Source organism: Serratia sp. CY81684 (assembly GCF_052166595.1).
Classification (GTDB): domain Bacteria; phylum Pseudomonadota; class Gammaproteobacteria; order Enterobacterales; family Enterobacteriaceae; genus Serratia; species Serratia nematodiphila.
In genome coordinates, this window is sequence record NZ_JBJNOO010000003.1 from 639638 (window position 1) to 663765 (window position 24128).

Consider the following 24128-nt stretch of genomic DNA (forward strand, 5'->3'; position numbering starts at 1 on the left):
CCTATGTATGGAACCCTCATCGGTTTGACGGTCGTTTTGCTGGCCATTTTGGGCGTATTGGCCTCTGTCACGCTGATTGAAAATCGACAAGCCGCCCAGTTGGCCAAGATAGAGCCTCATGCGCATTCAGGAGAAAACGTATCGCGTACCGCCGTCGTTTATTTTTCTCGTTCAGGGAATACGGCGCTGGCCGCTCGCCATATCGCTCACCGCCTGGATGCACAGCTCTTCAGGCTTGATGCGCAGAACTATGCCCCTGGCTTGCCGGGGCTGGCGTATGCGCTGAAAGACGCCACTTTGCTGAAAGAGCGGCAGGATGCGTTGCCCGAGATAACGCCGGCCAAGATTGACTTGACGCCGTTTGACACCCTCTGGTTGGGCTCGCCGATCTGGCTATACAGCCCGGCGCCGCCGATTTGGGCTTTTATCGAGAACAGCGATTTCAGCGGTAAACGGGTCATCTTGTTTAATACCCACAACAGCCACTTTTCGGACGAGCATATCGCGCGTTTTAAAGCCCAGGTGCTTGCACGGGGAGCAGTAACTTTCGAGCATCGCACGGTGCTGCGAGGGCGAATGACGCAGCAAATCACACCGGAACAGATGCTGCAATTTATCGATGATCGCTGGCTGGGACCCCCGCTGGCGAAGTGATTGTTTATGATTTTTGATTTTAGATCAAAATGTTAAATGCTGAGAGAATGATGAAAGATCCATTAATGCAGCCATTTTTATTTAAAAACGGTCTTGAGATGCGTAATCGCATCGTGATGGCCCCAATGACCACCTGGTCAGCCAATGATGATGAAACTATTTCAGATGCGGAGTTAGCCTATTATCGGGCACGCGCGACCGGTGTTGGGTTGGTGCTGACAGGCTGTTCCCATGTACAGCGAAATGGCATCGGGTTTACTCATGAGTTCGCGGCCTATGACGATCGCTTTATTCCGAGCCTGAAACGGCTGGCGGATGCCGCTAAAAGCGGCGGCGCGCCGGCGATCCTGCAACTCTTTCACGCGGGAAATAAAGCCGTTCCGGCCTTGATCCCCGATGGCGAGCTCGTTAGCGCCAGTGCGCTAGCCGCACCGGCAGGCCCGTTTAACGATGGCAAAAAAGCCGGCCGCGCGTTAAGCCATGATGAAATTCTGACTGTGATCCGCGATTTTGGCGAAGCCACTCGCCGCGCGATTGAGGCGGGGTTCGATGGCGTGGAATTGCATGGCGCGCATGGTTTCCTGCTCCAAAACTTTTTCTCCCCGTATTTCAATCAGCGCACGGATGAATGGGGCGGTTCGCTGGAGAATCGCATGCGTTTTCCCTTGGAAGTGGCGCGCGAAGTTCGGCGAGTTATCGAACGCCATGCTACGCAGCCTTTCTTATTGGGGTATCGGTTGTCTCCGGAAGAATCCGGCGAAAAGGGACTGCGTATAGATGATTCTCTGGCGTTGGCGAGCCAATTGACGGAAGAGGCGCTTATCGATTATTTGCACATCTCGCTGCACCATGTACTGACGGACACCCCTCGGGATGACGATGATGAAAAGGGGACGTTGGCAAGGTTCATTGAGCAGAATAACGGCCGTTTGCCGATACTGGCCGCCGGAAAAATCACGTCGTCGGACGTGGCACGGCAAGCGCTGGATGCCGGATTGTCCATGGTCGCTTTGGGACGCGCGATGGTTATGAATCCCCAATGGGTGGAGAGAGTACAATCAGGTCATGAAGGAAGCATGAACGTCAAACTCAATTTGTCGCAAGATCCGGATGAATTACAGATCCCACATAAACTGTGGCAAGCGATTCAAAATACCCCAGGCTGGTTCCCGAGCTGAACCGCCATTGTCATGTTGTCCCTGGGGCGGTGATGATGTGCTGACATGCACCGTAAACCCTATTGAAACACCGGTTAGCGATCCAGGTAACCGGTCGTCATTCCTGGATGAATGACCCCTCTCTTGCAGCGAGTTATAACCCGAAAAGCAAAAAGCCCGCTTAAGTTGCCTTAAGCGGGCTTTTCTAAATATGGCTCCTCTGACTGGACTCGAACCAGTGACATACGGATTAACAGTCCGCCGTTCTACCGACTGAACTACAGAGGAATCGTGTGAACGGGGCGAATAATAGCGGGGCGCCTGGGGTTTGTCAAAGCGCTAAACTGCAAAAAAAGCGCGTTTGCTGGCGGAATGAACATCTTGCGCTGTTTTTCGGCATTTTCCATCGCTGTGCGGTGATTTTGCGGCCCACAACGATTGCACAAGCCTTTGCACGGCGATGGTGCAGGGCCGTTCTCCCTCTCATGCTAGCCGCACTGCCCATACTCTCGGTTATCCCCGCTACACGCCGCGCTGCAACTGATATGTAGGATGAATAAGCAAACAATATGTATTCGTCGTCACAATGGCTGGATTTTTGCTTACCCATTTTTGGGGAATGCGACTGCGCTCTCAAGAAAATTATTTTCCCCGTCTACACATAAAGTGACTGATCCGCGCCCCAGGGCGTTTCGCTACAACAGTGCTGAGGAAGATAACAATGTCATCGAAATTGATAAAAAGTCCGCTCGCTGCTTTGCTCATTGGTTGTTTAGGTACGGCTTTTTCCGCGCAGGCCGATATCGTCATCGGCGTCGCCGGGCCGTTCTCCGGGCCGAACGCCACCTATGGCGATCAGTATTGGCGCGGGGCTTCGCAGGCGGCGGCGGACATCAACGCCGCCGGCGGCATCAAAGGGGAAAAAATCAAGCTGGTGCAGGGGGATGACGCCTGCGAACCGAAGCAGGCGGTCGCGGTCGCTAACCGGCTGGTGGATCAGGACAAGGTATCGGCGGTGGTCGGCCACTTCTGTTCCTCATCCACCATGCCCGCTTCCGAGGTGTATGACGAGGCCGGCATTATCGCCATTACCCCCGGCTCCACCAATCCGCAGATCACCGAGCGTGGCATGAAGAGCATGTTCCGCATGTGCGGGCGCGACGATCAGCAGGGCGTGATCGCCACCAACTACATGTTGGATACGCTGAAGGCCAAGCGCATCGCGGTGATCCACGATAAAGACACCTATGGCCAGGGGCTGGCGGACGCAGCGAAGGCGGCGATGAACAAGCGCGGGGTCAAGGAAGTGCTGTATGAGGGGCTGTCGCGCGGTGAGAAAGACTTCAACGCGCTGGTGACCAAGATCGCCTCGGTCAAGCCTGACGTGGTCTACTTCGGCGGCTGCCATCCCGAAGCCGGGCCGCTGGTGCGCCAGATGCGCGAGCAGGGCGTGACCGCCAAGTTCTTCTCCGGCGACTGCGTGGTGACCGAAGAGCTGGTGACCGCCGCCGGCGGGCCGCAGTACACCAACGGCGTGCTGATGACCTTCGGCAACGATCCGCGCCTGATCCCGGAGGGCAAGGCGGTGATCGCCAAGTTCCGCGCCAGCGGCTTTGAGCCGGAAGGCTACACCCTCTATTCCTACGCCTCGATCCAGGCGATCGCCGCCGCCTTCAACGCCACCGGCGGCAAAGACAGCGCCAAGGCCGCCGAATGGCTGAAGTCACACGACGTGGACACCGTGATGGGCAAGAAAGCCTGGGATCAGAAGGGCGACCTGAAGGTCTCGGACTACGTGGTCTATCAATGGGATGACAAGGGCAAATATCACCAGCTGTAAACGGCCGAACCGTGAAGTTATGACCCTATGACCGACGGGCCGCCGCCCTGGCGCGCCCGTTCCGCGATGACCTTTGGCCGCGTCGGACTGCGTTGGCGGCCTTACCAGGCGAGACTGCTCATTATGGATGTATTCTTTCTGCAACAGCTGATCAACGGCCTGACCCTCGGCGCGGTGTATGGCCTGATCGCCATCGGCTACACCATGGTTTACGGCATCATCGGCATGATTAACTTCGCCCACGGCGAGGTATATATGATCTCCGCCTACCTGTGCGCCATCGGTTTGGCGCTGCTGTCGTTCTTCGGGCTGCACTCGTTTCCGCTGCTGATCCTCGGCACGCTGGTGTTCACCATCGTCATCACCGGGGTGTACGGCTGGGTAATCGAGCGCATCGCCTACAAGCCGCTGCGCAACTCCACCCGTCTGGCGCCGCTGATCTCCGCCATCGGCATGTCGTTAATCCTGCAAAACTACGCGCAGATAAGCCAGGGGCCGCGCCAGCAGGGTATCCCGACGCTGCTGAGCGGCGTGTTCCGCCTGGAGTTCGACGGCGGCGTGGTGCAGATCACCTACACCAAAGTGTTCATTCTGGTGGCGTCGCTGCTCGGCATGGCGATCCTCACCTACATCATTCAGCGCACCCGGCTGGGGCGCATCTGCCGCGCCACCCAGCAGGATCGCAAAATGGCCTCGATTCTCGGCATCAATACCGATCGGGTGATCTCGCTGGTGTTCGTGATCGGCGCCGCCATGGCCGGGTTGGCCGGGGTGCTGATCACCATGAACTACGGCACCTTCGATTTTTACGTCGGCTTTATCATTGGCATCAAGGCCTTCACCGCCGCGGTGCTGGGCGGCATCGGATCGCTGCCGGGCGCGATGCTGGGCGGGCTGCTGCTCGGGGTGGCGGAGGCGCAGTTTGCCGGCATGGTGAACTCGGATTACAAGGACGTGTTCTCCTTCGGGTTGCTGGTGGCGATCCTGATCTTCCGTCCGCAGGGCCTGCTCGGCCGGCCCCTGATCGCCAAGGTTTAAGGAGAACGCCATGTCGCAATCCGTGATCAACGGCGGGCTGGACGTTAAACGCAGCCTGCTGGACGCTGTCTTGGCCGGGCTGATCGCCCTGATCGTGTTTGGGCCGATCGTCGGCATCGTGCTGAACGGCTACAGCTTCAACTTCGAGCCGCATCGGCTGGTATGGATCATCGCCGCGGTGATGGCCGGGCGGCTGCTGCTGAGCCTGTTCCTGCAAACCGCGCCGGGGCGCAGGGTGTTGGCGCGCTTCGACGGCGGCAACGACGGCGTTTACGTGCGGCCGCTGGGCTATAAATCCAACCTGCGCTGGATCCTGCCGCTGATGGCGGCGATCGCGCTGCTGTTCCCGTTTGTCGCCACCAAATACCTGCTGACGGTGGCGATCCTTGGCCTGATCTACGTGCTGCTCGGCCTGGGGCTGAACATTGTGGTCGGGCTGGCGGGGCTGCTCGATCTGGGGTACGTGGCGTTTTACGCCATTGGCGCCTACGGGCTGGCGCTGGGCTACCAATATCTCGGGCTGGGGTTTTGGGCGATGCTGCCGCTGGGGGCGCTGATGGCGGCGCTGGCCGGCGCACTGCTGGGTTTTCCGGTGCTGCGCATGCACGGCGACTACCTGGCGATCGTTACGCTGGGGTTCGGCGAGATCATTCGGCTGGTGCTGAACAACTGGATGTCGCTCACCGGCGGGCCGAACGGCGTCTCGGTGCCGGCGCCGACGGTGTTCGGCCTGGAGTTCGGCCGGCGCGCCAAAGACGGCGGGGTGTCGATCCACGAGTTTTTCGGCATCGATTACAACCCGAATCTCAAGTTCATTTTCATCTACGCGGTGCTGTTTTTGGTGGTGCTGCTGGTGCTGTATATCAAGCACCGGCTGACGCGCATGCCGATCGGCCGCGCCTGGGAGGCGCTGCGCGAGGATGAGATCGCCTGCCGTTCTCTGGGGCTGAATCACGTGCTGGTGAAGCTGTCGGCGTTTATGCTCGGCGCTTCCACCGCTGGGCTGGCGGGGGTGTTTTTCGCCACCTACCAGGGCTTCGTCAACCCGACTTCGTTCACCTTCTTCGAGTCGGCGCTGATCCTGGCGATCGTGGTGCTGGGCGGCATGGGCTCCACCCTCGGCGTGGTGCTGGCGGCCTTCGTGCTGACGGTGGCGCCGGAGCTGCTGCGCAGCTTCGCCGAATACCGGGTGCTGCTGTTCGGCGTACTGATGGTGGCGATGATGATCTGGCGGCCGCGCGGGCTGGTGCGCATCAGCCGATCCAGCTTCGCCGAACGCAAGGGGGTGGCGCCATGAGCGACGCCATTTTGCGGGTGGAACACCTGATGATGCACTTTGGCGGCATCAAAGCGCTGAACGACGTCAATCTGGAGGTGGAACGCGGCTCCATCACCGCGCTGATTGGCCCCAACGGCGCCGGCAAGACCACGGTATTCAACTGCCTGACCGGCTTTTACCGCGCCAGCGGCGGCGCGATCCTGCTCAATACCCACAAGCGGCCGACCGACGTGATCCAGGTGCTGGGGCAGAAGTTCCGCGCCGGCGACTGGATTCGCCCAAAGCGGCTTGGTTCGCGCCTCTACTACAAGATGTTCGGCGGCACCCACCTGGTGAACCGCGCCGGGCTGGCGCGCACCTTCCAAAATATCCGTCTGTTCCGCGAAATGTCGGTGGTGGAGAACCTGCTGGTGGCGCAGCACATGCAGAGCAACCGTAACCTGATCGCCGGGGTGCTGAATACGCCGGGCTACCGCCGGGCGGAGAGCGCCGCGCTCGATCACGCCTTCTACTGGCTGGAGGTGGTGGATCTGGTGAGCTGCGCCAACCGGCTGGCGGGGGAGATGTCTTACGGCCAGCAGCGGCGGCTGGAGATCGCGCGCGCCATGTGCACCGCGCCGGAGATGATCTGCCTCGATGAGCCGGCCGCCGGGCTGAACCCGGTGGAAACGGCCACGCTGAGCCGCATCATTCGCTTCCTGCGGCAGCATCACGGCATCACGGTGCTGTTGATCGAGCATGACATGGGCATGGTAATGGAGATCTCCGATCGGGTGATCGTGCTCGATCACGGCGATGTGATCGCCCGCGGCACGCCGCAGGAGATCCAGCACAACGAGGCGGTGATCGCCGCCTACCTGGGCGCGGACGAAGAGGAGCTGGCGGGATGAGCGAAGCGATGTTGGAATTTCGCGAAGTGGATGTGTTTTACGGGCCGATCCAGGCGCTGCGCCAGGTGTCGCTGCAGGTGAACGCCGGGGAGACGGTGGCGCTGATCGGCGCCAACGGCGCGGGCAAGTCCACGCTGTTGATGTCGATCTTCGGCCAGCCGCGCATCGCCGGCGGGCAGATCCTGTTTCGCGGCGAGGACATCAGCCGTCGCTCCACGCACTTTGTTGCCAGCAGCGGCATCGCGCAGGCGCCGGAGGGGCGGCGCATCTTTCCGGACATGAGCGTGGAGGAGAACCTGCTGATGGGCACCATCACCGTCGGCAATCGCTACCTGGAGGAGGATTTGCCGCGCATGTTCGAGCTGTTTCCGCGCCTCAAGGAGCGGCGCAATCAGCGGGCGATGACCATGTCCGGCGGCGAGCAGCAGATGCTGGCGATCGCCCGCGCGCTGATGAGCCGGCCGAAGCTGTTGTTGTTGGACGAGCCGAGCCTGGGGCTGGCGCCGATCGTGGTGCGGCAGATCTTCGGCGTACTGCGCGAGCTGACCCGCAGCGGCATGACGCTGTTTCTGGTGGAGCAGAACGCCAACCACGCGCTGAAACTGTCCGATCGCGGCTATGTGATGGTCAATGGCCAGATCCGCCTCACCGGCAGCGGCCAGGAGCTGTTGAACGATCCGGAGGTGAGAAAGGCCTATCTGGGCGGCGGCTGAGCGCCGCCCCACGGGCAGGGATGCCCGCGTTCATTTTTCAGCGGCGTTGCGCTCTTGGCCATCGTAGTGCGAACGGGCCGCTCTGAAGGCGTCGGCGGAGGCGATAATCCACGACCAGAGCGGCAGCATGTTGAGCAGCATCTCTTCCCCCGCGTCGGTGATGGTGTAAACCACGCGGGGCAGTTTCTCCTGATAATCGCACCGCGATATCAGCCCGTCCCGCTCGAGATGACGCAGCGTCCGCGTCAGCATTCTCTGCGTCACGCCCGCCAGTTGGCGGCTTATCTCGCCGTGGCGCAGCGGCCCGTGAGTGCCCAGGATATGCAATACCCCCAGCGACCAACGGTTGCCCGCATGCGCGAGGATCTCACGCTTCAACCCTTCATCGTCGTTGCTCAGTTCTTCACAGAACGCCTGCGAAAATTGCAGCAGCGCTTCCCGATCGCTCGTCATATTCCTCTCCGGTATCACGCGTGTACCTAATTGAACCCGTTTTTGTCAGCTGTCAGGATGACGCAGTGTCAAGACAGGAGGCAAGAATGAAATCCACAAATCCATCTATCAATACCGTGCTCATACTCGGCGCCGGTGAACTGGGGTTGCCGGTACTGCGAGCGATGAGCCGGCAGGCTCGGTTATCTCCATCTTTAAAAATCAGCGTGCTGCTCCGGCCGGAGGCTGCTCGCGCAGTCAGCGGCCCGCTCCGGGCGCGGCGGGATGAAATGGCGCGGCTCGGCATCGCCGTGGTGGAAGGCGATCTGCAGCAAAACGGCGTGGAGGCGCTGAGCGCGCTATTCCGTTCCTTCGACGCGGTGATCAATTGCAGCGGCTTTGTCGGCGGGGCGGGCACGCAGATAAAGATCACCCAGGCCGTTTTGCTGGCGGGCGTGGCGCGCTACTTCCCGTGGCAGTTCGGCGTGGACTACGATGTCGTGGGTAAAGGCAGCGGGCAACAGGTGTGGGATGAACAGCTTGAGGTGCGCCACCTGCTGCGAGCGCAGAAGGCGACGGAGTGGGTGATTGTTTCCACGGGCATTTTCACCAGCTACCTGTTTGACCCCGGCTTTGGCGTGGTGGATGCGGCAAGCAAAACGGTGCGCGCGCTGGGCGACTGGCGCTACGCGGTGACGCTGACCACCCCTGAGGACATTGGCCGGCTGACGGCCGCGATTTTTTTCCATCGGCCCGCGTTTCGCAACCAGGTGGTTTATATCGCCGGCGACACGCTGACCTACCGCGAGCTTGCCGATCTTATGCAGGCGTACTGGGGCGTGGAGGTCAACAGGATCCTGTTGGACAAAGAGCGGCTGCAGGCGGAGGTGCGCAATCATCCGCATGACGTCGGCGCCAAATACCGGCTGGCTTTCGCCCGGCCCGACGGCGTGGCCTGGGATAAGGCGAAAACCTTCAATGCGCGCCAGGGCATAGCCACCACCACCGCCGAGCAGTGGCTGGCTTCTCAGGGCGGTTAATCGCCTGAGCGCCGCAGTCAGAACTGGCGCTGCATCCAGCGCACGTTCAGCCGCACCAGCGCGATGATGGCGCTGGAGAGCAGCCGCAGCCCGGCGGGCATGTCGCGGCGGCGGATGTCCAGCAGCAGCACGGTGCGCACCTGCGGGCTGTCGTTCCACACCTCGTGTTCGAAGGTATCGTCCCACAGCATGAACTCCCCCTCGTGCAGCCGGTATTCGCGGCCGTCCACTTTCAGCACCGCCGCCGGCGCGCCGTCGGCGCGTTTGGGCATGTCCAGCACCAGATAGCCGCGCAGAATGCCGCGAAACGGCCCGCGATGGGGCGGCACCTGTTTGCCGGGCGCCAGGAAGGAGAGCGAGGCGGACAGCACGTCAGGCGACGAAGCGATCAGCGCCGCCAGCGTCGGGCAGCGCGCCAGGTTGTGGGGGATGGGCTGGCCGTAGGCCTTCATGATGAACATGCGCCAGTCGCGCGCGTCGTTGGCGGAGATCGACGCCTGCTGGCTCATGATCTCGTGAAAACGGGGAATATTGTGCAGATCGTGGGCGACGGTCAGCGCCTCTTCGCGGATCTGCCGCCATTGGGCGGTGAAACGTTCGGCGTCGGGGAACAGCGCGGCGCTGTCGAGCACCGGTTGGCCCTGAATGCGGCGATCGTAAACATTGCGCAATGCGAGCACGGACCAATCATAAATCGCGGACATCATAATGACCTCGCCTCAGGAAACGCCAAAGGGACACTGCGCGCTTCTTCGGCGCGGCGCGTGGACGGCCTGGGAAGAACGGCAGGAAAAATTGGTACGCTTCAATAGATTAGCACAGCATTTTGGCAACCGTGCGTCGGTGAGCGTGTCGATGGGCGGTGAAAAAAACCACACAATTAAAGTGTGACGTATATCGCATTTAGCGGGCCGGTTGGTTAAAATATCGCGACTTGCCCGCACCTGTCCGGATTTTGTTTACCATGGAACACGCTCCCGTTTCGCGCTCAACCGCCTGGTTGCGCGTGGTTATCCTCGCCGTCTCGGCCTTTATCTTCAACACCACCGAGTTTATTCCGGTCGGTCTGCTGAGCGATATCGCCGCCAGCTTCTCGATGCAAACCGAACAGGTCGGCTTGATCATTACCATTTACGCCTGGATCGTCGCCGCCGCCTCGTTGGCGTGCATGCTGCTGACCAGCAAGATTGAGCGCCGCAAGTTGCTGATCGGCGTGTTCGTGCTGTTTATCGCCAGCCACGTGCTGACCGCCGTGGCCTGGAACTTCACCACGCTGGTCATTTCGCGCGCCGGCGTGGCGCTGGCGCACTCGGTGTTCTGGTCGATCACCGCCTCGCTGGCGATCCGCGTGGCGCCGCCAGGCAAGAAAGCCCAGGCGCTGAGCCTGCTGGCGGGCGGCACCGCGCTGGCGATGGTGCTCGGGCTGCCGCTCGGGCGGGTGGTCGGGCAGCTGCTCGGCTGGCGCATGACCTTTATCGGCATCGCGGTGTGCGCCACCCTGGCGCTGGTGCTGCTGTGGCGCCTGCTGCCGGTGCTGAAAAGCGAGCATTCCGGTTCGCTGGCCAGCGTGCCGCTGCTGTTCAAGCGCCCGGCGCTGGTGGCGCTTTACATGCTGACCATCATTGTGGTGACGGCGCACTTCACCGCCTACAGCTACATTGAGCCGTTTATCCAGACCGTGGCCGGGCTGTCGGAGAACTTCACCACGCTGATGCTGCTGCTGTTCGGCGCCGCCGGCATCGTCGGCAGCCTGATGTTCAGCCGCTACAGCGAGCGGTTTCCTTCCGGCTTCTTCATCGGTGCCATCACGCTGCTGGCCTTGAGCCTGCTGCTGCTGTTGCCGGCGGCCGGCAGTGAAAGCCACCTGACGGTGCTGTGCATCTTCTGGGGGATGGCGATCATGGCGATCGGCCTGTCGATGCAGGCCAAAGTGCTGAGCCTGGCGCCGGACGCTACCGACGTGGCGATGGCGATTTTCTCCGGCCTGTACAACTTCGGCATCGGCAGCGGCGCGTTGCTGGGCAACCAGGTGAGCCTGCATCTGGGCATGGGCAACATCGGCTTCGTCGCCGCGCCGCTGGCGCTGATCGCCCTCGGCTGGTGCCTGTTGAGCGTCTACCGCAGCGAACGGCTGCAGCAGCACCACAGCCGTTAACCTGCCGATTGGGATGCCGCTGCGGCATCCCGCGCTACATTTTCCTGCTATAAAACAGGCTGCTGCAGCGTTTTATGCTTAACTTTTTTTCATAGTCTGCTAATTAAAAATTTAACTCCGACGCCGCTTCGCTAGCATAGAAAGTCATCAAAAATGTTAATGCGAGGTTAATGGTGAGTGAATCTGTAGCGGCGTCGCCGATCCATGCGCGGGATTTGGCGGCCAGAATCGACGCCTTGCCCGCGTCGGCCGGCCTGTGGCGCTTTATCATTCTGCTGTCGCTGGGCGGCTTTTTCGAACTCTATGATCTGTTCCAGACCGGCTATATCAGCACTGGCCTTATCGCCGACGGCATTTTCCACACCGGTGCGCAGGGCGTTTTCGGCGTGTCGGATCAGGCGGCCTTTGCCTCCGCTACCTTTCTTGGCCTGTTCGTCGGCGCCAGCCTGCTGAGCCCGTACGCCGATCGCTTCGGCCGGCGCGCCACCTTTATGTTCGCCCTGATCTGGTATGGCGCCTTCTCGCTGCTGTTGGCGTTTCAACAGCAGGCGGAATGGGTGATCTTTCTGCGTTTTCTGGTGGGCGTCGGGCTCGGCATCGAGTTGGTGACCATCGATACCTACCTGACGGAGTGGGTGCCCGCGCACTTGCGCACCCGGGCTTTCGCCTTCGCGTTCTTCGTGCAGTTTCTGTCGGTGCCGGCGGTGGCGCTGATGTCCTGGTGGCTGGTGCCGCAGACGATTTGGGGGCTGAGCGGCTGGCGCTATGTGGTGATTGCCGGCGCGCTGGCTTCGCTGGTGATCTGGCTGGTGCGCAAGGGGCTGCCGGAGTCGCCGCGCTGGCTGGTGCAACAGCGGCGCTATGCGCAGGCCCGGCAGGTGATGCGGGACATGGAACGGCGCTGCGGCGTGGCGGCCGCGGACTTCCCGTCGCGCCCGGTGGACGATGCCGAGGGAGCGCCGCTGCGCGGCCGCTTTCGCGACATCTGGGCGCCGCAATATCGCGATCGCACACTGATGCTGGTAGTGATGAATTTCTTTCAGGCCATCGGCTTCTTCGGCTTCGGCAACTGGCTGCCGGCGCTGCTGTCGGGCAAGGGCGCGTCGGTCACCCACAGCCTGCTGTACGCTTTCTTTATCACGCTGGCCTACCCGCTGGGCTCGCTGCTGTGCAGCTTCTACGCCGACAAGATGGAGAACAAGTGGCAGATCGTGTTGTCCTGCCTGGTGACGGTGATCTTCGGCTCGCTGTTCGCACTGCAGAACAACCCGCTGTGGCTGATCCTGTGCGGTTTCTTCATCACCTGGTCCAACGCCTGGCTGACCTACAGCTACCACTCGTATCAATCCGAGATCTTCCCGACCCATATCCGCGCCCGCGCCGTCGGCTTCTGCTACTCCTTCAGCCGGCTGTCGACGGTGTTCAGCAGCATCATCATCGGCATTATCTTGCAGTATGGCGGTTCGCTGGGGGTGATCGCGTTTATCGTCGCCAGCATGCTGATCGTGATGCTGGTGATCGGGCTGTTCGGCCCAAAAACGCGCGGTATCGATCTGGAAAACATCTGACGTTTTGCGCCGGCGGCGACGCCGGCTTCTTCAGCAAAAAAACTCGCGATCATGCGAAAATTATTCCGTTATCACTGCCTTTACGCCTGCCGTACTGTTAACCCGTACAAAATCCAATTCGATACCGAGCGGGGAACACGTCATGAGCACCCTTACCGCGCCCGATGGCGCACGCATTTTTTATAAGGATTGGGGCCGCGGCCAGCCGATCCTGTTCTCTCACGGTTGGCCGCTGTCTGCCGACGCCTGGGACAACCAGATGCTGTTTTTCGGCCAGAGCGGATTCCGCGTGATCGCCCACGATCGCCGCGGCCACGGCCGTTCGGATCAAACCTGGCACGGCAACGACATCAACCAATACGCTGACGATCTGGCCCTGCTGATCGAAACGCTGGATCTGCGCGATCTGATCCTGGTCGGCCATTCCACCGGCGGCGGCGAAGTGGCGCGCTACATCGGCCGCCACGGCAGCGATCGGGTGGCGAAGGTGGTGCTGGTCGGCGCCGTACCGCCGCTGATGCTGCAAACGCCAGTCAACCCTGAGGGTACGCCGATGGCGGCCTTCGACGGCATTCGCAGCGGCGTGGCGGGCAACCGCTCGCAGTTCTTCAAAGATTTGGCGGTGCCGTTCTATGGCCTCCACTGCGACGAGGTGGAGAGCAATGCGGGGCTGATCGACCACTTCTGGCTGATGGGCATGGAGGGCGGCGTGAAAGGGCAGTACGAGTGTGTGCGCGCGTTCTCCGAAGTGGATTACACCGCCGACCTGCTGGCGATCGACAAGCCGACGCTGCTGGTGCACGGCGACGCCGATCAGATCGTGCCGATCGGCGCCTCAGCGCTGAAAGCCGCTAAGCTTATGCAACAGGCGGAGCTGAATGTTTACGCCGGCGGTTCGCACGGTTTGGCGCAGGTCGATCCCGATCGCTTCAACGCCGATCTGCTGGCCTTCATCCAAAATTCGCCGTTTTAAGGGGGCGCGATGAACCTGACTGCTATCGCCGCCCGCTGCGCACAGCGGCTGCATGCGCCTGTGGTGCGCTGGCTGCTGCTGCTCGCCATTTGCGCCGCCTATATTCAGGGCGGGTTGGTCAAAGCGCTGAACGTCGAAGGCGCGGTCGCCGAGATGAGCTACTTCGGCCTGCAGCCGGCGGCGCTGTTCGCCGTGCTGGTGACGCTGCTCGAACTGGCGGCGTCGGCGCTGATCCTGAGCGGCTTTTATCGCTGGCTCGGCGCGTTGGCGCTGGCCGGTTTTACCCTGATGGCGACGCTGATGGCCAATCCGTTCTGGCAGTTCGACGGGGCGGAGCGCGGCCAGATGATGAACGGATTTTTTGAACACCTTGGGCTGGCCGGCGCGCTGTTGCTGGTGGCATTTAACGATTTGAAGGAGCGAACAGATGGCTGAGCAGACGGAAAACAAGGCGGCGGCGGGCGGCTTCGCGCCGCTGAAAATCCCATTATTTGCGGTACTGTGGGGCGCGACGGTGCTCGGCAACGTCGGCAGCTTTATGCGCGACGTCGCCAGCTCGTGGTTGATCACTGACCTGTCGAGCAACCCTTCGGCGGTGGCGCTGATGCAAACCGCCGCTACGCTGCCGGTGTTCCTGCTGGCGATCCCGGCCGGGGTGCTGTCGGACATTCTCGATCGGCGGCGCTTTCTGATCTTCGTGCAAATCTTGCTGGCCTGCGTGAGCGGCAGCCTGCTGGTGCTGTCGCAGACCGGCTCGCTGACGGTGGAGTATTTGCTGGCGCTGACGTTCGTCGGCGGCATCGGCGCGGCGTTGATGGGGCCGACCTGGCAAGCGATCGTGCCGGAGCTGGTGCCGCGCGCCGAGCTGAAAAACGCCGTGGCGCTGAACTCGCTGGGCATCAACATCGCTCGCTCCATCGGCCCGGCGGCCGGGGGGCTGCTGCTGGCCAGCTTCGGCGCCGGCGCGGCCTACGGCGCGGACGTGATGAGCTATGTGCTGGTGATTGCGGCGCTGCTGTGGTGGAAGCGGCCGAAGGCCGAAGACAGCGGCCTGTCGGAGCATTTCTTCGGCGCCTTCCGCGCCGGCCTGCGCTATGCCCGCTCCAGCCGCGAGCTGCACGTGGTGCTGCTGCGGGCGGCGGTATTTTTCGCCTTCTCCAGCTCGGTCTGGGCGCTGCTGCCGCTGGTGGCGCGCCGCATGCTGGGCGGCAGCGCCGGCTTTTACGGCGTTCTGCTGGGGGCGGTGGGCGCCGGGGCGATCCTCGGGGCTATTGTGCTGCCGCGCCTGCGCCAGCGGCTGAATGCCGACGGGCTGGTGTTGCTGGCGGCGGTGTTGACGGCGGCGGTGATGGCGGCCCTGTCGCTGGCGCCGCCGCAGTGGCTGGCGGTGGTGCTGCTGTTGGTGCTGGGCGCAGGCTGGATTATCGCGCTGACCACGCTCAACGGTGCGGCGCAGGGCGTGCTGCCCAACTGGGTGCGCGGCCGCGGCCTGGCCATCTACCTGATGGTGTTCAACGGCGCGATGGCGGCGGGCAGCCTGCTGTGGGGGCTGGTGGCGCAGGAGCTGGGCGTGGCCGCCACGCTGCTGGTCGGCGGCGTCGGCCTGTTGGTGGCGGGGCTGCTGTTCCACCGCCTGCGTCTGCCGACCGGTGAGGCCGATCTGCAGCCGTCGAACCATTGGCCGGAACCGTTGGTCAACACGCCGGTCGAAAACGATCGCGGCCCGGTCATGATTCAGGTTGAGTACCGCATCCGCGAACAGGATCGGCCGCAGTTCTTGCGCACGCTGCTGATGCTGGAGCGGGCGCGCCGCCGCGATGGCGCTTACGCCTGGGGTATCACCGAGCATACCGGCGATCCGGAATGCATCATGGAGTGGTTCCTGGTGGAGTCCTGGGCGGAGCATCTGCGGCAGCACCAGCGGGTGTCGCACGCCGACGCCGATCTGCAGCAGGAGGCGCTGCGCTTCCATATTGGCCCGGAGAAACCGGTGGTGCATCACTTCCTGTCGTTGGACAGGCGGCAGGTGAAGCATTAACTGCACGGCCAGGCGGTGAGAAGGTGCTATGCTTTTGGTCGGTTCGGCGGCGCGGCCGCCGTAAGACGAATGTAGTCAGTACAGGGAGACACATTGATGACGGCACCTTCTGCTTTTGCCCGCGAGCTTGGGCTGCGCTATCCGATCGTTCAGGGGCCGATGAACGGCGCGTCACCGCCGGCGTTGGCGGTGGCGGTGAGCAACGCCGGGGCGCTGGGATCGTGCGCAGCGGCGCTGTTTTCACCGGCGGTGATCCTCGAACGTGTGCAGCAGATCCGCGCGCAGACCGCCGCGCCGTTCAACATCAACCTGTTTCTGCTCAATGAGCAGCACCCGGATCTCGCCGAACTGAAGCGCGCCCAGCACCTGCTGCGGCCGTTCCGCGAAGCGCTGGGGCTGAGCGAGCCGCCGATCCCCACTCAATTCGCCGAAAACAACCGCGACCAGATCGCAGCCTTGCTGGAGGCTGCGCCGCCGGTGGTCAGCTTCACCTTCGGTGTGCTGCCGCGCGCCACGGTCACGCAGTTCAAGAAGGCCGGTTCACGGGTGATCGGCACCGCCACCACGGTGGCGGAAGCCCGCGCCTGGGAAGAGGCGGGCGCCGACTTCGTTTGCGTCTCGGGCTCGGAGGCGGGCGGCCACCGCCCGACCTTCCTCGGCGATATCGAACAATCCTGCGTCGGGCTGATGGCCCTGCTGCCGCAGGTGGTGGCGGCGGTGAAAATCCCGGTGATCGCTGCGGGCGGCATCATGAACGGGCGCGGCATCGCGGCGGCGCAATTGCTGGGCGCGCAGGCGGCGCAGCTCGGCACCGCGTTTCTGTGCAGCCCGGAGTCGGGCATCGCCGAAGCCTGGCGGGCGGCGCTGAGCAACGCCGGCGATGACAGCACGCGCCTGACGCGCGCCTTCAGCGGCCGCCCGGCGCGCGGTATCGTCAATGATTTCATGCGGCAGATGCGCGCGGAAGAGGCGCAGATCCTGCCTTATCCGGTGCAGAACGCGCTCACCGGCGATATCCGCCAGGCGGCGGCCAAGGCCGGGCGCGCGGAGTTTATGTCGCTGTGGGCCGGGCAGGGCGTGGGCCTGGCGCGGCCGATGCCGGCGGCGCAGCTGGTCGCCACCCTGGCGGCGGAGCTGGAAGCGGTGTGACCTCGTCTGCGCGATTTATTGCTGTGGCAATGTAAAAAGACGCCGGGTGAGGCCTGATAAGAGATGAACAGTCCGGCGTTCGCGCCGGACTGTTGGTTTCTTGGCTAGACGAGAATATCGGCGGAAGCGTCGACATGCCCAACGATTTTAACCAGAAAATCAGGCAATTGATTGCCGGAGAGATTGATGGCCAGATCGGTGACATTCTGCTGCGCGTCATAATTCAGCGCCGCTTCATATAACGAGCCGCTTAAATTATCCACGAAGTGCAACTCGCCCCCCTCGGCCTTAGCCGTCTGGTTGAGCCACGACAGGTCGATTTTATCCTCCGCGGTCTGGAAATCGCGGATCCAATCCGGCGTGGTGGCTCGGCTGTCGCCGGCTTCGCGGAAGACGAAGGTGTCCGCGCCTGCATCGCCCCAAAGCTGATCGGCGCCGCCGGCACCGTAAATGATGTCGTTGCCTGCACCGCCTTTTAGCGTATTGTTCAGCGCGTTGCCCACAAGAATGTCGGCACCGCTGCCGCCGATGATATTTTCAATCTGCGCGCCGTAGGCGATGGCGATATTCGCCTTCAAGCCGCCTACATCAGAGAATGCGCCTTCGTTAATGTTGATGCGCTGATCCTGGCTGTAGCCTGAAAAATCCAGCGTGTCATTGCCGCCGGCATCCCAGATAGCCGCCACGATTTTGTCCGTGGACGCTTTAACGCTCAGAAAGTCTCTGTCCGTATTCGAGTTGAAACCATAGGTGGTATCGCCGGTGCGCGTGGTGGTATTCGCGCCGTAAAGCTTCTGTATGGCGGTAATATCATCCAGCTGCGGTCCTGATGGCCAAACGCCTTTATAGTCAGCGCTGGTGTATTGTTCGTTAAAATAGCTCATCAAAGAATATTGATGGTCGTCTTCATAATACTTCGCCGAGTTGGCGTAGGTGGGGTAGGTGGCATTTGACGCATCATAATTGCCGGGATGAGAAAGCCCCAACGCATGCCCTATTTCATGGGTAAGCGTATCCCTGGCGTAGTTATTGGTTTGCGGATTGGAGGCGTCGTAGCCGTTATTACCGCTGATCCAAATGGTGCTTTTGAGATCGCTCTGCGTACTTTCATACGAGGTGTAATTGCCCCCGCTGGCCGCCTTATAAAAACCAAACTTTATATCTGCATTTTTCGTGTCGTTGCCTTTAACCTCGGTGAACGTGATGTTGGCCACATCCGACCAGGATTGCAATGAAAGCTTGGTTTGGGTTTGCTGAGCGGCGGTAAGCTGCGCGGCGCCCGTCTTGTCGCTGCCGGTATAGACGGGGAAAGAGTAGGTCAAGGTAGCCGCATGGTCTGTCACGCCTTTGCCATTGGCGGAATAATGGCTCCTCAGCAGCAGATCTGAAACCTCTTGCGTGGTATATGACGGTTTACTGCTCTCCGCGTGATCGCCTCTTTCATAACTGGTTAAATAATCGGAAATCTTATCGGTAGCTAATGACATATCAAACTCCTTTGGACGTTGACAATATTGCACCTAACGTTCTATATGCTCGTACACAGGTTTGAAAATCAGGGATAATTAATGTGATATCATTGGCTTGCCTCCTTGGTCTGGCTTGCCTCCTTGGTCTGGCTTGAATATTGCGTTCAAGCGGAATATATCCTTATCATTAATCACGGTGAGGAATTAATTGTGCACTGCGATTGAGTTAAAGCAGTATAAACACAATTATTTTATTAATTAGTTATTCTTATATGAATCTTTTACATAAGATATGAGTAAAAGACTTGTTTAAATAACTCGTTGGAATTAAATCTTTATTTAATATTTCTCTGTAATCGGCGCGCGGCATTTGCGTTGCTGATTTATCTTTCTGTTTTTTCCAGCTTTTTATCTGTTAAGTGCGGTGAGTAGCCGCCATTGCCGTAACGCATAGAGGCGGCCGCACGCCGGCTGTCGTCATTAATCGGATACGGGATTATTGAGGGTGCCCGCGTACACCGATTAACTTGCCTGATGCTTAAAAACTGTAGGTGCCCTGCGCCAGGACGAAGTTCATGTCTTTCAGCCCGGCATGTTGCTGCAGGCTGTGGCCGACGTCGAAGTAGACATAGGCTACCTTGAACTGGAGATCGCTTCTCGGCGTCCAGGTGGTTTCGACCTGGTACTGGTTGCCGATAAAGCGCGATCCCTGTTCGCTGCCTTTCACCGGGCGCATTGGCCCGAGATAGAAGGCGTCCTCGCGGCGTTGCCGCCATAAGGCGTCCCAGCTGAAATCGATGGCCAGGGTTTGCCACGGCGTAATGGTGACCGAAGGATGGATGGCGATCAGGTTAGCCGGCGCCACCAGCCCGTTTTCGGTCAGGTAGGGCAGCTTGGGGTACATGGCGTTGAAGGTGTTGAGCTGCCCATCGTGACCGTTTTTGTCGCCGCTGGCGATGCCAATCTTGCCGCCAAAGCGCGGCCGCCAGCGCCAGTCGCTCACCGTATAGCCGGCGTGCGCCGACGCCGACCAGGCGCGGATATCGCGCTGTTCTGCGCTGCCGAACTGCCAGGCAGCTTCATTATCCCAGTCGAACCCCCGCGCTGCGCCGAAGATGCGTGCGCCGACGGTATAGCGCCGCTCTTGCCCGCTAAGCTGCGCGTAGTGGGCGTCGTTATCCTCAAAGCCAAAGGTGTAGAGATCGAGCGAAGAAGCCAGCGGCGTCAGCGGCGTGGTGCCGTACAGTCCCCACACCTTTTGGCTGTTGTCGGTATCGTCGTCGAAACTGCCGGTTTTAAGGGTGACGGGATGGCCGATAAAGGCGTCGAGGCGGTTTTTATCCTTGACCCAGCTGGCGCGGATAGCATCGAAGGAACGGCGCACGTTGGGGCCATCGCGGGTGCCCAGCAAGTGCAGCGAGCCCAGCGCAATCTCCTGGCGGCCGACCCGCAGGGTGCCGAGGCCGTAGGCAGTGGGCAGTTTCATATCCACATAGCCCTGCCCGAGGTAGGCATGATCTTCGTCGGTCGGCTTGCGCCCGCGATCGCGCGGTGTGGCCAGCGACGATCCCACTTGCACATAGGCGCCGAAATAGTCGCCGTAGTCGAGGCGCGCGCCAACCAGCAAGCGCTGCATGAAAGTGTCGTCGCGTCCGCCGCTCAGATCCCGTTGATCCGTCCATTCATAGCGCTCGCGCAGTGAACCGTCGAAAGATAAGGTGGCCGCATCGCCCAACGGGATGTTTTTCCAGGGGGAAGCGGCGGGCTCCGCCGCCATTGCGGGGAGCGTGGAGAACAGCAACAGTGCGGGTAGCGTGCGTTTCATCATGAATATCCGAAGAAAAAAGCGCGCCGCAGCGCGCCTTGGGTTTATTTGGCTGTCTGGTGAATTTCGGCGATGTAGCCGCCGGGGAAACGCACCAGCGCCGAGGCGCGGCGTTCCGCCGCCGTCGAACGCCACAGCACCTGCGCGCCGCTGGCCGTCGCTTTGGCCAGCGTGGCCTGCAGATCCTCGACGCCATAGCCGGTGCGCTCATGGCCGAACGGATAAGGCAGGTGCCCATCGGTGACGAAAATGCGCGTTTTGCCAAAACGCGAGTCCAGTTCGATCTGGCGGATCTTGCCGTTATCGTTGCGGCCGATCGCCGCATCGCTGACCTGCTCGTCGCGCACGACTTTGCCGTGCGAGAACGTCTGATAGCTTTTCAGGAAGTCATCGACGCGGTAAGCGGAGAGATACAGGCGGTTTTCCGGCACGCTCAGCAGCGGCTTGTAGTTGGGCGCTTTGGTGTGCCAATAAAGCTGCATGTTGACGCCGCCGGGCCATTGGATCACCGCGTCGCGCCCAATCGGATCGTCGAAGGGGGCGACCAGCACATCGGCGCCGGCGGCCCTGGCCTGCCGGATAGCGGCGTCCATATCCCTGACCAGAAAACCGTTGCGTTCGACGCCGAACGGGTACGGGATCGGCGTTTTGAAATCGAACACCGAGAAGCTGCCGGCCGGCGTCAGTATCAGCTGGGAGTAGGTTTCGCTCGGCGTCGGCGTGACGTTGACCAGCACGCGTTCGGTGCTGGTGCCGCCGAAGGTTTTCAGGATGCTGTCGACAAAGGCATCCATCTTGCCGCGTTCGACGTAGACATGGGTGGTGTCATATTGTGGCCCCACGGCGAGAGATGCCGTATCGGCCGCCCATGATACGGCAGGGAGCAGCAGCGCAAGGGCCGATATCCTCAGCCGACGAGAAGAAATACCGATAATGTGTTGCATGATGACCTCCAGGTAGCGGTTATTTTCCTGAGTGAAACGTCATTTCCTATGAGCTTTCCCGTCGGCTGAAAAATAAAAGCTAAAAACGCAACGCGCGTGATGAAACGCTAAATAGGGGCGAAGTTCTGACGCCCCGGCGAATATGGCGCAGGGGCAGAACATTTATTCTTATTGGCGTAAACGGTGAGGCGCCGGGCCAGCAGGCCCGCTATCGCTAAGGGTCGGCGCTGATAATGCGGTCCGCCTCGCCGCGTGTTGAAGTGAATTGGGGATAATCCATAACGGTGTTCTCCTTGATGGGATATATCGTATTAGCGCGCTGAATTTACGTTCTTCATTGCCCTCTAAATATAAATACAGCATTAAAAGAATTGCCGCCCATCAAATTTTTATATGACTTGTTGAGTAAATACGAATAAGCGGGAAAAGAAATATAACGACGTGCGCTACGGCTGGCGCTGAGCGGAGGCGGTGTGGTTCTCGGGAGGAAAAACGGCCTGCCGAAGCAGACCGTTGCGGGGAGTTTACGCCAGATCGAAGCGATCGAGGTTCATCACTTTGTTCCAGGCGGCGACGAAGTCATGGGCGAACTTCTCTTGCCCGTCGGCGCTGCCGTAGACTTCGGCCAGCGCGCGCAGCTGCGCGTGCGAACCGAACACCAGATCGACGCGGGTGCCGGTCCATTTGACCGCGCCGCTGCGGCGATCGCGGCCTTCGAACAGGCCGTCGTCACCCACCGGGTGCCAGGTGGTGCCCATGTCGAGCAGGTTGACGAAGAAGTCGTTGGTCAGCGCCTGCGGGCGATGGGTGAACACGCCGTGCTGCGTGCCGCCAACGTTGGCGCCGAGCACCCGCAGCCCGCCGACCAGCACCGTCATTTCCGGCGCGGTCAGGGTCAACAGCTGCGCCTTGTCGACCAGCAGCGTTTCGGCCGGCACGCGGTATTTGCCCTTCAGGAAGTTGCGGAAACCGTCGGCGAGCGGCTCCATCGCCTCGAAGGAGTCCACGTCGGTCTGTTCCTGCGAGGCGTCCATGCGGCCTGGGGCGAACGGCACCGTCAGGGTCAAACCGGCGTTCTTCGCCGCCTGTTCCACGCCCGCCGCGCCGGCCAGCACGATAAGATCCGCCAGCGAGACGCGCTTGCCGCCGGTCTGCGCGTCGTTGAAGGCGCGCTGGATGCCTTCCAGCGTGGCCAGCGTCGCGGCGAGCTGCGCAGGTTGATTGACGGCCCAGTCCTTCTGCGGCGCCAGGCGAATGCGCGCGCCGTTGGCGCCGCCGCGTTTATCGGAACCGCGGAAGCTCGATGCGGAAGCCCAGGCGGTGGAAACCAGCGCGGACACCGGCAGGCCGGAAGCCAGCACCTTGCTTTTCAGCGCGGCGATGTCCTGCTCGTCGATCAGCGGATGATCGACCGCCGGGATCGGATCCTGCCAAATCAGCTCTTCCTGCGGCACTTCCGGGCCGAGGTAGCGCGCGCGCGGCCCCATATCGCGGTGGGTCAGCTTGAACCAGGCGCGGGCGAAGGCGTCGGCCAGCTCTTCCGGGTGTTCATAGAAGCGGCGTGAAATCTTCTCGTAGGCCGGATCGAAGCGCAGCGACAGGTCGGTGGTCAGCATGGTCGGGCGGCGCTTCTTGTTGGGATCGAAGGCGTCGGGAATGGTTTCGCCGATGTCTTTCGCCACCCACTGGTGCGCGCCGGCCGGGCTTTGGCTCAGCTCCCATTCGTATTCGAACAGGTGGCGGAAGAAGTCGTGGTTCCACTGGGTCGGGGTGGTGGTCCAGGTCACTTCCAGGCCGCTGGTGATGGCGTCTTTGCCGACGCCGGTGCCGAAGGTGCTGTGCCAGCCGAGGCCCTGCGACTCCAGTCCGGCCGCTTCCGGATCGGCGCCGACGTGAGACGCCGGGCCGGCGCCGTGGGTCTTGCCGAAGGTGTGGCCGCCGGCGATCAGCGCCACGGTTTCTTCGTCGTTCATCGCCATGCGGGCGAAGGTTTCACGGATGTCGCGCGCGGCGGCCACCGGATCGGGGTTGCCGTCCGGGCCTTCCGGGTTGACGTAGATCAGGCCCATCTGCACCGCCGCCAGCGGGTTTTCCAGATCGCGGTCGCCCGAGTAGCGGCTGTTCGGTCCGCCGCTCAGTTCCAGCCAGATCTTCTCAGACCCCCAGTAGACGTCGTCCGGCTCCCAGGTGTCGGCGCGGCCGCCGGCGTAGCCGAAGGTTTTGAAGCCCATCGATTCCAGCGCCACGTTGCCGGTCAGGATAATCAGATCGGCCCAGGAGATGTTGCGGCCGTATTTCTGCTTGATTGGCCACAGCAGGCGGCGCGCCTTGTCGAGGCTGACGTTGTCCGGCCAGCTGTTGAGCGGGGCGAAGCGCTGCTGGCCTTCGCCCGCGCCGCCGCGGCCGTCGCCGATGCGGTAGGTGCCGGCGCTGTGCCAGGCCATGCGGATGAACAGGCCGCCGTAGTGGCCGAAGTCCGCCGGCCACCATTCCTGCGAATCGGTCATCAGGGCGTGCAGATCCTGTTTGACCGCCGCCAGATCGAGGCTGTTGAAGGCATCGGCGTAGTTGAAGTCTTTATCCATCGGATCGGACAGGGGGGAGTGCTGATGCAGCGGTTTCAGGCTGAGCTGATTAGGCCACCAATCCTGATTGGTGGGGCCGTTCTGCGGTGCGGGCTGCTTGCCGCCCGAAAACGGGCATTTGCTTTCAGTTGTCATAATGCGCTCTCTGCTTCCGTAAAGATGCTCCAGCCGCCGGGCGTGGAGCGGTTAACAAGGCATGCGGGTAAGGCTTGCGTCGGGTGTTGCGCTAAATAACTGAACTCAATCGATTTACGTCACCCTCGCCGCCAACGGGCAAAGGGGGACTCATGGCTAAGCTTAGTCAGCGGCGGCGGAGAGATAAAATAGGAATGAGTGAATATTGTGATAGCTTGCGGCGATTCATGGCTGTGCTATTGAT

20 protein-coding genes and 1 tRNA gene are annotated in these 24128 nt (G+C 61.4%); 14 read left to right on the plus strand and 7 right to left on the minus strand.

The features are described 5' to 3' along the window. The first annotated feature begins 3 nt into the window (after window positions 1–3). Both ACJ8QF_RS10880 and ACJ8QF_RS10885 read left to right on the plus strand, forming a co-directional pair. Window positions 4–654 (plus strand): flavodoxin family protein, encoded by a 651-nt coding sequence (locus tag ACJ8QF_RS10880; RefSeq protein ID WP_442537511.1) that lies wholly within the window; start codon window positions 4–6, stop codon window positions 652–654. Window positions 655–704: 50 nt separating this feature from the next. After that, window positions 705–1832, plus strand: a complete 1128-nt coding sequence (locus tag ACJ8QF_RS10885) for an NADH-dependent flavin oxidoreductase (protein ID WP_187212332.1) — start codon at window positions 705–707, stop codon at window positions 1830–1832. A 191-nt stretch (window positions 1833–2023) separates the two neighbouring features. Here the strand turns inward: ACJ8QF_RS10885 and ACJ8QF_RS10890 are convergent. Continuing rightward, window positions 2024–2099: transfer RNA gene (locus tag ACJ8QF_RS10890), tRNA-Asn, on the minus strand. Window positions 2100–2532: 433 nt separating this feature from the next. Between ACJ8QF_RS10890 and ACJ8QF_RS10895 the strand changes: the two genes are divergently transcribed. From ACJ8QF_RS10895 to ACJ8QF_RS10915, 5 genes are all read left to right on the plus strand, one after another. Further along, on the plus strand, window positions 2533–3651 hold the full coding sequence (locus ACJ8QF_RS10895) for a branched-chain amino acid ABC transporter substrate-binding protein (RefSeq protein WP_033632602.1): 1119 nt from the start codon (window positions 2533–2535) through the stop codon (window positions 3649–3651). A 123-nt stretch (window positions 3652–3774) separates the two neighbouring features. Beyond that, complete coding sequence (locus tag ACJ8QF_RS10900; RefSeq protein ID WP_004928592.1) at window positions 3775–4689, plus strand: ABC transporter permease subunit; 915 nt, start codon at window positions 3775–3777, stop codon at window positions 4687–4689. A gap of 10 nt (window positions 4690–4699) precedes the next feature. Next, window positions 4700–5986, plus strand: a complete 1287-nt coding sequence (gene livM, locus ACJ8QF_RS10905; protein WP_131164927.1) for a high-affinity branched-chain amino acid ABC transporter permease LivM — start codon at window positions 4700–4702, stop codon at window positions 5984–5986. After that, window positions 5983–6858, plus strand: coding sequence for an ABC transporter ATP-binding protein (locus tag ACJ8QF_RS10910; RefSeq protein WP_004928596.1), 876 nt, complete (start codon window positions 5983–5985; stop codon window positions 6856–6858). Before livM ends, ACJ8QF_RS10910 begins: the two co-directional genes overlap by 4 nt. Then, on the plus strand, window positions 6855–7571 hold the full coding sequence (locus ACJ8QF_RS10915; protein WP_021505877.1) for an ABC transporter ATP-binding protein: 717 nt from the start codon (window positions 6855–6857) through the stop codon (window positions 7569–7571). The genes ACJ8QF_RS10910 and ACJ8QF_RS10915 overlap by 4 nt, the downstream gene beginning before the upstream one ends. A gap of 30 nt (window positions 7572–7601) precedes the next feature. Here ACJ8QF_RS10915 and ACJ8QF_RS10920 read toward each other — a convergent pair whose 3' ends face one another. Further along, window positions 7602–8024: a winged helix-turn-helix transcriptional regulator gene (locus ACJ8QF_RS10920; RefSeq protein WP_004928603.1), complete on the minus strand. Its 423-nt coding sequence runs from the start codon at window positions 8022–8024 to the stop codon at window positions 7602–7604. A gap of 86 nt (window positions 8025–8110) precedes the next feature. Between ACJ8QF_RS10920 and ACJ8QF_RS10925 the strand changes: the two genes are divergently transcribed. After that, window positions 8111–9043, plus strand: coding sequence for an aromatic alcohol reductase (locus ACJ8QF_RS10925; protein ID WP_131164926.1), 933 nt, complete (start codon window positions 8111–8113; stop codon window positions 9041–9043). Window positions 9044–9060: 17 nt separating this feature from the next. Here the strand turns inward: ACJ8QF_RS10925 and ACJ8QF_RS10930 are convergent, their stop codons facing one another. Beyond that, entirely contained in the window at window positions 9061–9747 is a 687-nt protein-coding gene (locus ACJ8QF_RS10930) for an aspartyl/asparaginyl beta-hydroxylase domain-containing protein (RefSeq protein WP_131164925.1), read from the minus strand. A gap of 260 nt (window positions 9748–10007) precedes the next feature. On the opposite strand from ACJ8QF_RS10930, the gene ACJ8QF_RS10935 reads away from it, so the two are divergent. The 6 genes from ACJ8QF_RS10935 to ACJ8QF_RS10960 all read left to right on the plus strand — a co-directional run bounded on the left by ACJ8QF_RS10935 (window position 10008) and on the right by ACJ8QF_RS10960 (window position 16926). Next, window positions 10008–11198, plus strand: a complete 1191-nt coding sequence (locus ACJ8QF_RS10935; protein ID WP_131164924.1) for a sugar transporter — start codon at window positions 10008–10010, stop codon at window positions 11196–11198. A 170-nt stretch (window positions 11199–11368) separates the two neighbouring features. Next, window positions 11369–12766: an MFS transporter gene (locus tag ACJ8QF_RS10940; protein ID WP_004928618.1), complete on the plus strand. Its 1398-nt coding sequence runs from the start codon at window positions 11369–11371 to the stop codon at window positions 12764–12766. 142 nt (window positions 12767–12908) lie between these two features. After that, window positions 12909–13739 carry an alpha/beta fold hydrolase gene (locus ACJ8QF_RS10945; protein ID WP_442537512.1) on the plus strand — a complete coding sequence of 277 codons (831 nt, stop codon included), beginning with the start codon at window positions 12909–12911 and terminating at the stop codon, window positions 13737–13739. Window positions 13740–13748: 9 nt separating this feature from the next. Beyond that, window positions 13749–14174 carry a DoxX family protein gene (locus ACJ8QF_RS10950; RefSeq protein ID WP_131164922.1) on the plus strand — a complete coding sequence of 142 codons (426 nt, stop codon included), beginning with the start codon at window positions 13749–13751 and terminating at the stop codon, window positions 14172–14174. Further along, window positions 14167–15777, plus strand: coding sequence for an MFS transporter (locus ACJ8QF_RS10955; protein WP_049187892.1), 1611 nt, complete (start codon window positions 14167–14169; stop codon window positions 15775–15777). The genes ACJ8QF_RS10950 and ACJ8QF_RS10955 overlap by 8 nt, the downstream gene beginning before the upstream one ends. Window positions 15778–15873: 96 nt before the next feature. After that, complete coding sequence (locus ACJ8QF_RS10960) at window positions 15874–16926, plus strand: NAD(P)H-dependent flavin oxidoreductase (RefSeq protein ID WP_131164921.1); 1053 nt, start codon at window positions 15874–15876, stop codon at window positions 16924–16926. 104 nt (window positions 16927–17030) lie between these two features. Here ACJ8QF_RS10960 and ACJ8QF_RS10965 read toward each other — a convergent pair whose 3' ends face one another. The 4 genes from ACJ8QF_RS10965 to katG all read right to left on the minus strand — a co-directional run bounded on the left by ACJ8QF_RS10965 (window position 17031) and on the right by katG (window position 23884). Continuing rightward, complete coding sequence (locus ACJ8QF_RS10965; protein WP_131164920.1) at window positions 17031–18413, minus strand: serralysin family metalloprotease; 1383 nt, start codon at window positions 18411–18413, stop codon at window positions 17031–17033. 520 nt (window positions 18414–18933) lie between these two features. Then, on the minus strand, window positions 18934–20223 hold the full coding sequence (locus ACJ8QF_RS10970; protein ID WP_131164919.1) for an alginate export family protein: 1290 nt from the start codon (window positions 20221–20223) through the stop codon (window positions 18934–18936). Window positions 20224–20264: 41 nt separating this feature from the next. After that, window positions 20265–21062, minus strand: coding sequence for a VOC family protein (locus tag ACJ8QF_RS10975; protein ID WP_206194135.1), 798 nt, complete (start codon window positions 21060–21062; stop codon window positions 20265–20267). A 626-nt stretch (window positions 21063–21688) separates the two neighbouring features. Next, the gene (gene katG, locus ACJ8QF_RS10980) at window positions 21689–23884 is read right to left on the minus strand and encodes a catalase/peroxidase HPI (RefSeq protein ID WP_131164918.1); all 2196 of its coding nucleotides are present in this window, start codon (window positions 23882–23884) and stop codon (window positions 21689–21691) included. Window positions 23885–24128: the final 244 nt, after the last annotated feature.

What these genes read in the sequence shown, in the direction of transcription:
- ACJ8QF_RS10880 (WP_442537511.1), top strand. Translation starts at nt 4, where the DNA reads ATGTATGGAACCCTCATCGGTTTGACGGTCGTTTTGCTGGCCATTTTG.
- ACJ8QF_RS10885 (WP_187212332.1), top strand. Translation starts at nt 705, where the DNA reads ATGAAAGATCCATTAATGCAGCCATTTTTATTTAAAAACGGTCTTGAG.
- ACJ8QF_RS10895 (WP_033632602.1), top strand. Translation starts at nt 2,533, where the DNA reads ATGTCATCGAAATTGATAAAAAGTCCGCTCGCTGCTTTGCTCATTGGT.
- ACJ8QF_RS10900 (WP_004928592.1), top strand. Translation starts at nt 3,775, where the DNA reads ATGGATGTATTCTTTCTGCAACAGCTGATCAACGGCCTGACCCTCGGC.
- livM (WP_131164927.1), top strand. Translation starts at nt 4,700, where the DNA reads ATGTCGCAATCCGTGATCAACGGCGGGCTGGACGTTAAACGCAGCCTG.
- ACJ8QF_RS10910 (WP_004928596.1), top strand. Translation starts at nt 5,983, where the DNA reads ATGAGCGACGCCATTTTGCGGGTGGAACACCTGATGATGCACTTTGGC.
- ACJ8QF_RS10915 (WP_021505877.1), top strand. Translation starts at nt 6,855, where the DNA reads ATGAGCGAAGCGATGTTGGAATTTCGCGAAGTGGATGTGTTTTACGGG.
- ACJ8QF_RS10920 (WP_004928603.1), bottom strand. Translation starts at nt 8,024, where the DNA reads ATGACGAGCGATCGGGAAGCGCTGCTGCAATTTTCGCAGGCGTTCTGT.
- ACJ8QF_RS10925 (WP_131164926.1), top strand. Translation starts at nt 8,111, where the DNA reads ATGAAATCCACAAATCCATCTATCAATACCGTGCTCATACTCGGCGCC.
- ACJ8QF_RS10930 (WP_131164925.1), bottom strand. Translation starts at nt 9,747, where the DNA reads ATGTCCGCGATTTATGATTGGTCCGTGCTCGCATTGCGCAATGTTTAC.
- ACJ8QF_RS10935 (WP_131164924.1), top strand. Translation starts at nt 10,008, where the DNA reads ATGGAACACGCTCCCGTTTCGCGCTCAACCGCCTGGTTGCGCGTGGTT.
- ACJ8QF_RS10940 (WP_004928618.1), top strand. Translation starts at nt 11,369, where the DNA reads ATGGTGAGTGAATCTGTAGCGGCGTCGCCGATCCATGCGCGGGATTTG.
- ACJ8QF_RS10945 (WP_442537512.1), top strand. Translation starts at nt 12,909, where the DNA reads ATGAGCACCCTTACCGCGCCCGATGGCGCACGCATTTTTTATAAGGAT.
- ACJ8QF_RS10950 (WP_131164922.1), top strand. Translation starts at nt 13,749, where the DNA reads ATGAACCTGACTGCTATCGCCGCCCGCTGCGCACAGCGGCTGCATGCG.
- ACJ8QF_RS10955 (WP_049187892.1), top strand. Translation starts at nt 14,167, where the DNA reads ATGGCTGAGCAGACGGAAAACAAGGCGGCGGCGGGCGGCTTCGCGCCG.
- ACJ8QF_RS10960 (WP_131164921.1), top strand. Translation starts at nt 15,874, where the DNA reads ATGACGGCACCTTCTGCTTTTGCCCGCGAGCTTGGGCTGCGCTATCCG.
- ACJ8QF_RS10965 (WP_131164920.1), bottom strand. Translation starts at nt 18,413, where the DNA reads ATGTCATTAGCTACCGATAAGATTTCCGATTATTTAACCAGTTATGAA.
- ACJ8QF_RS10970 (WP_131164919.1), bottom strand. Translation starts at nt 20,223, where the DNA reads ATGATGAAACGCACGCTACCCGCACTGTTGCTGTTCTCCACGCTCCCC.
- katG (WP_131164918.1), bottom strand. Translation starts at nt 23,884, where the DNA reads ATGACAACTGAAAGCAAATGCCCGTTTTCGGGCGGCAAGCAGCCCGCA.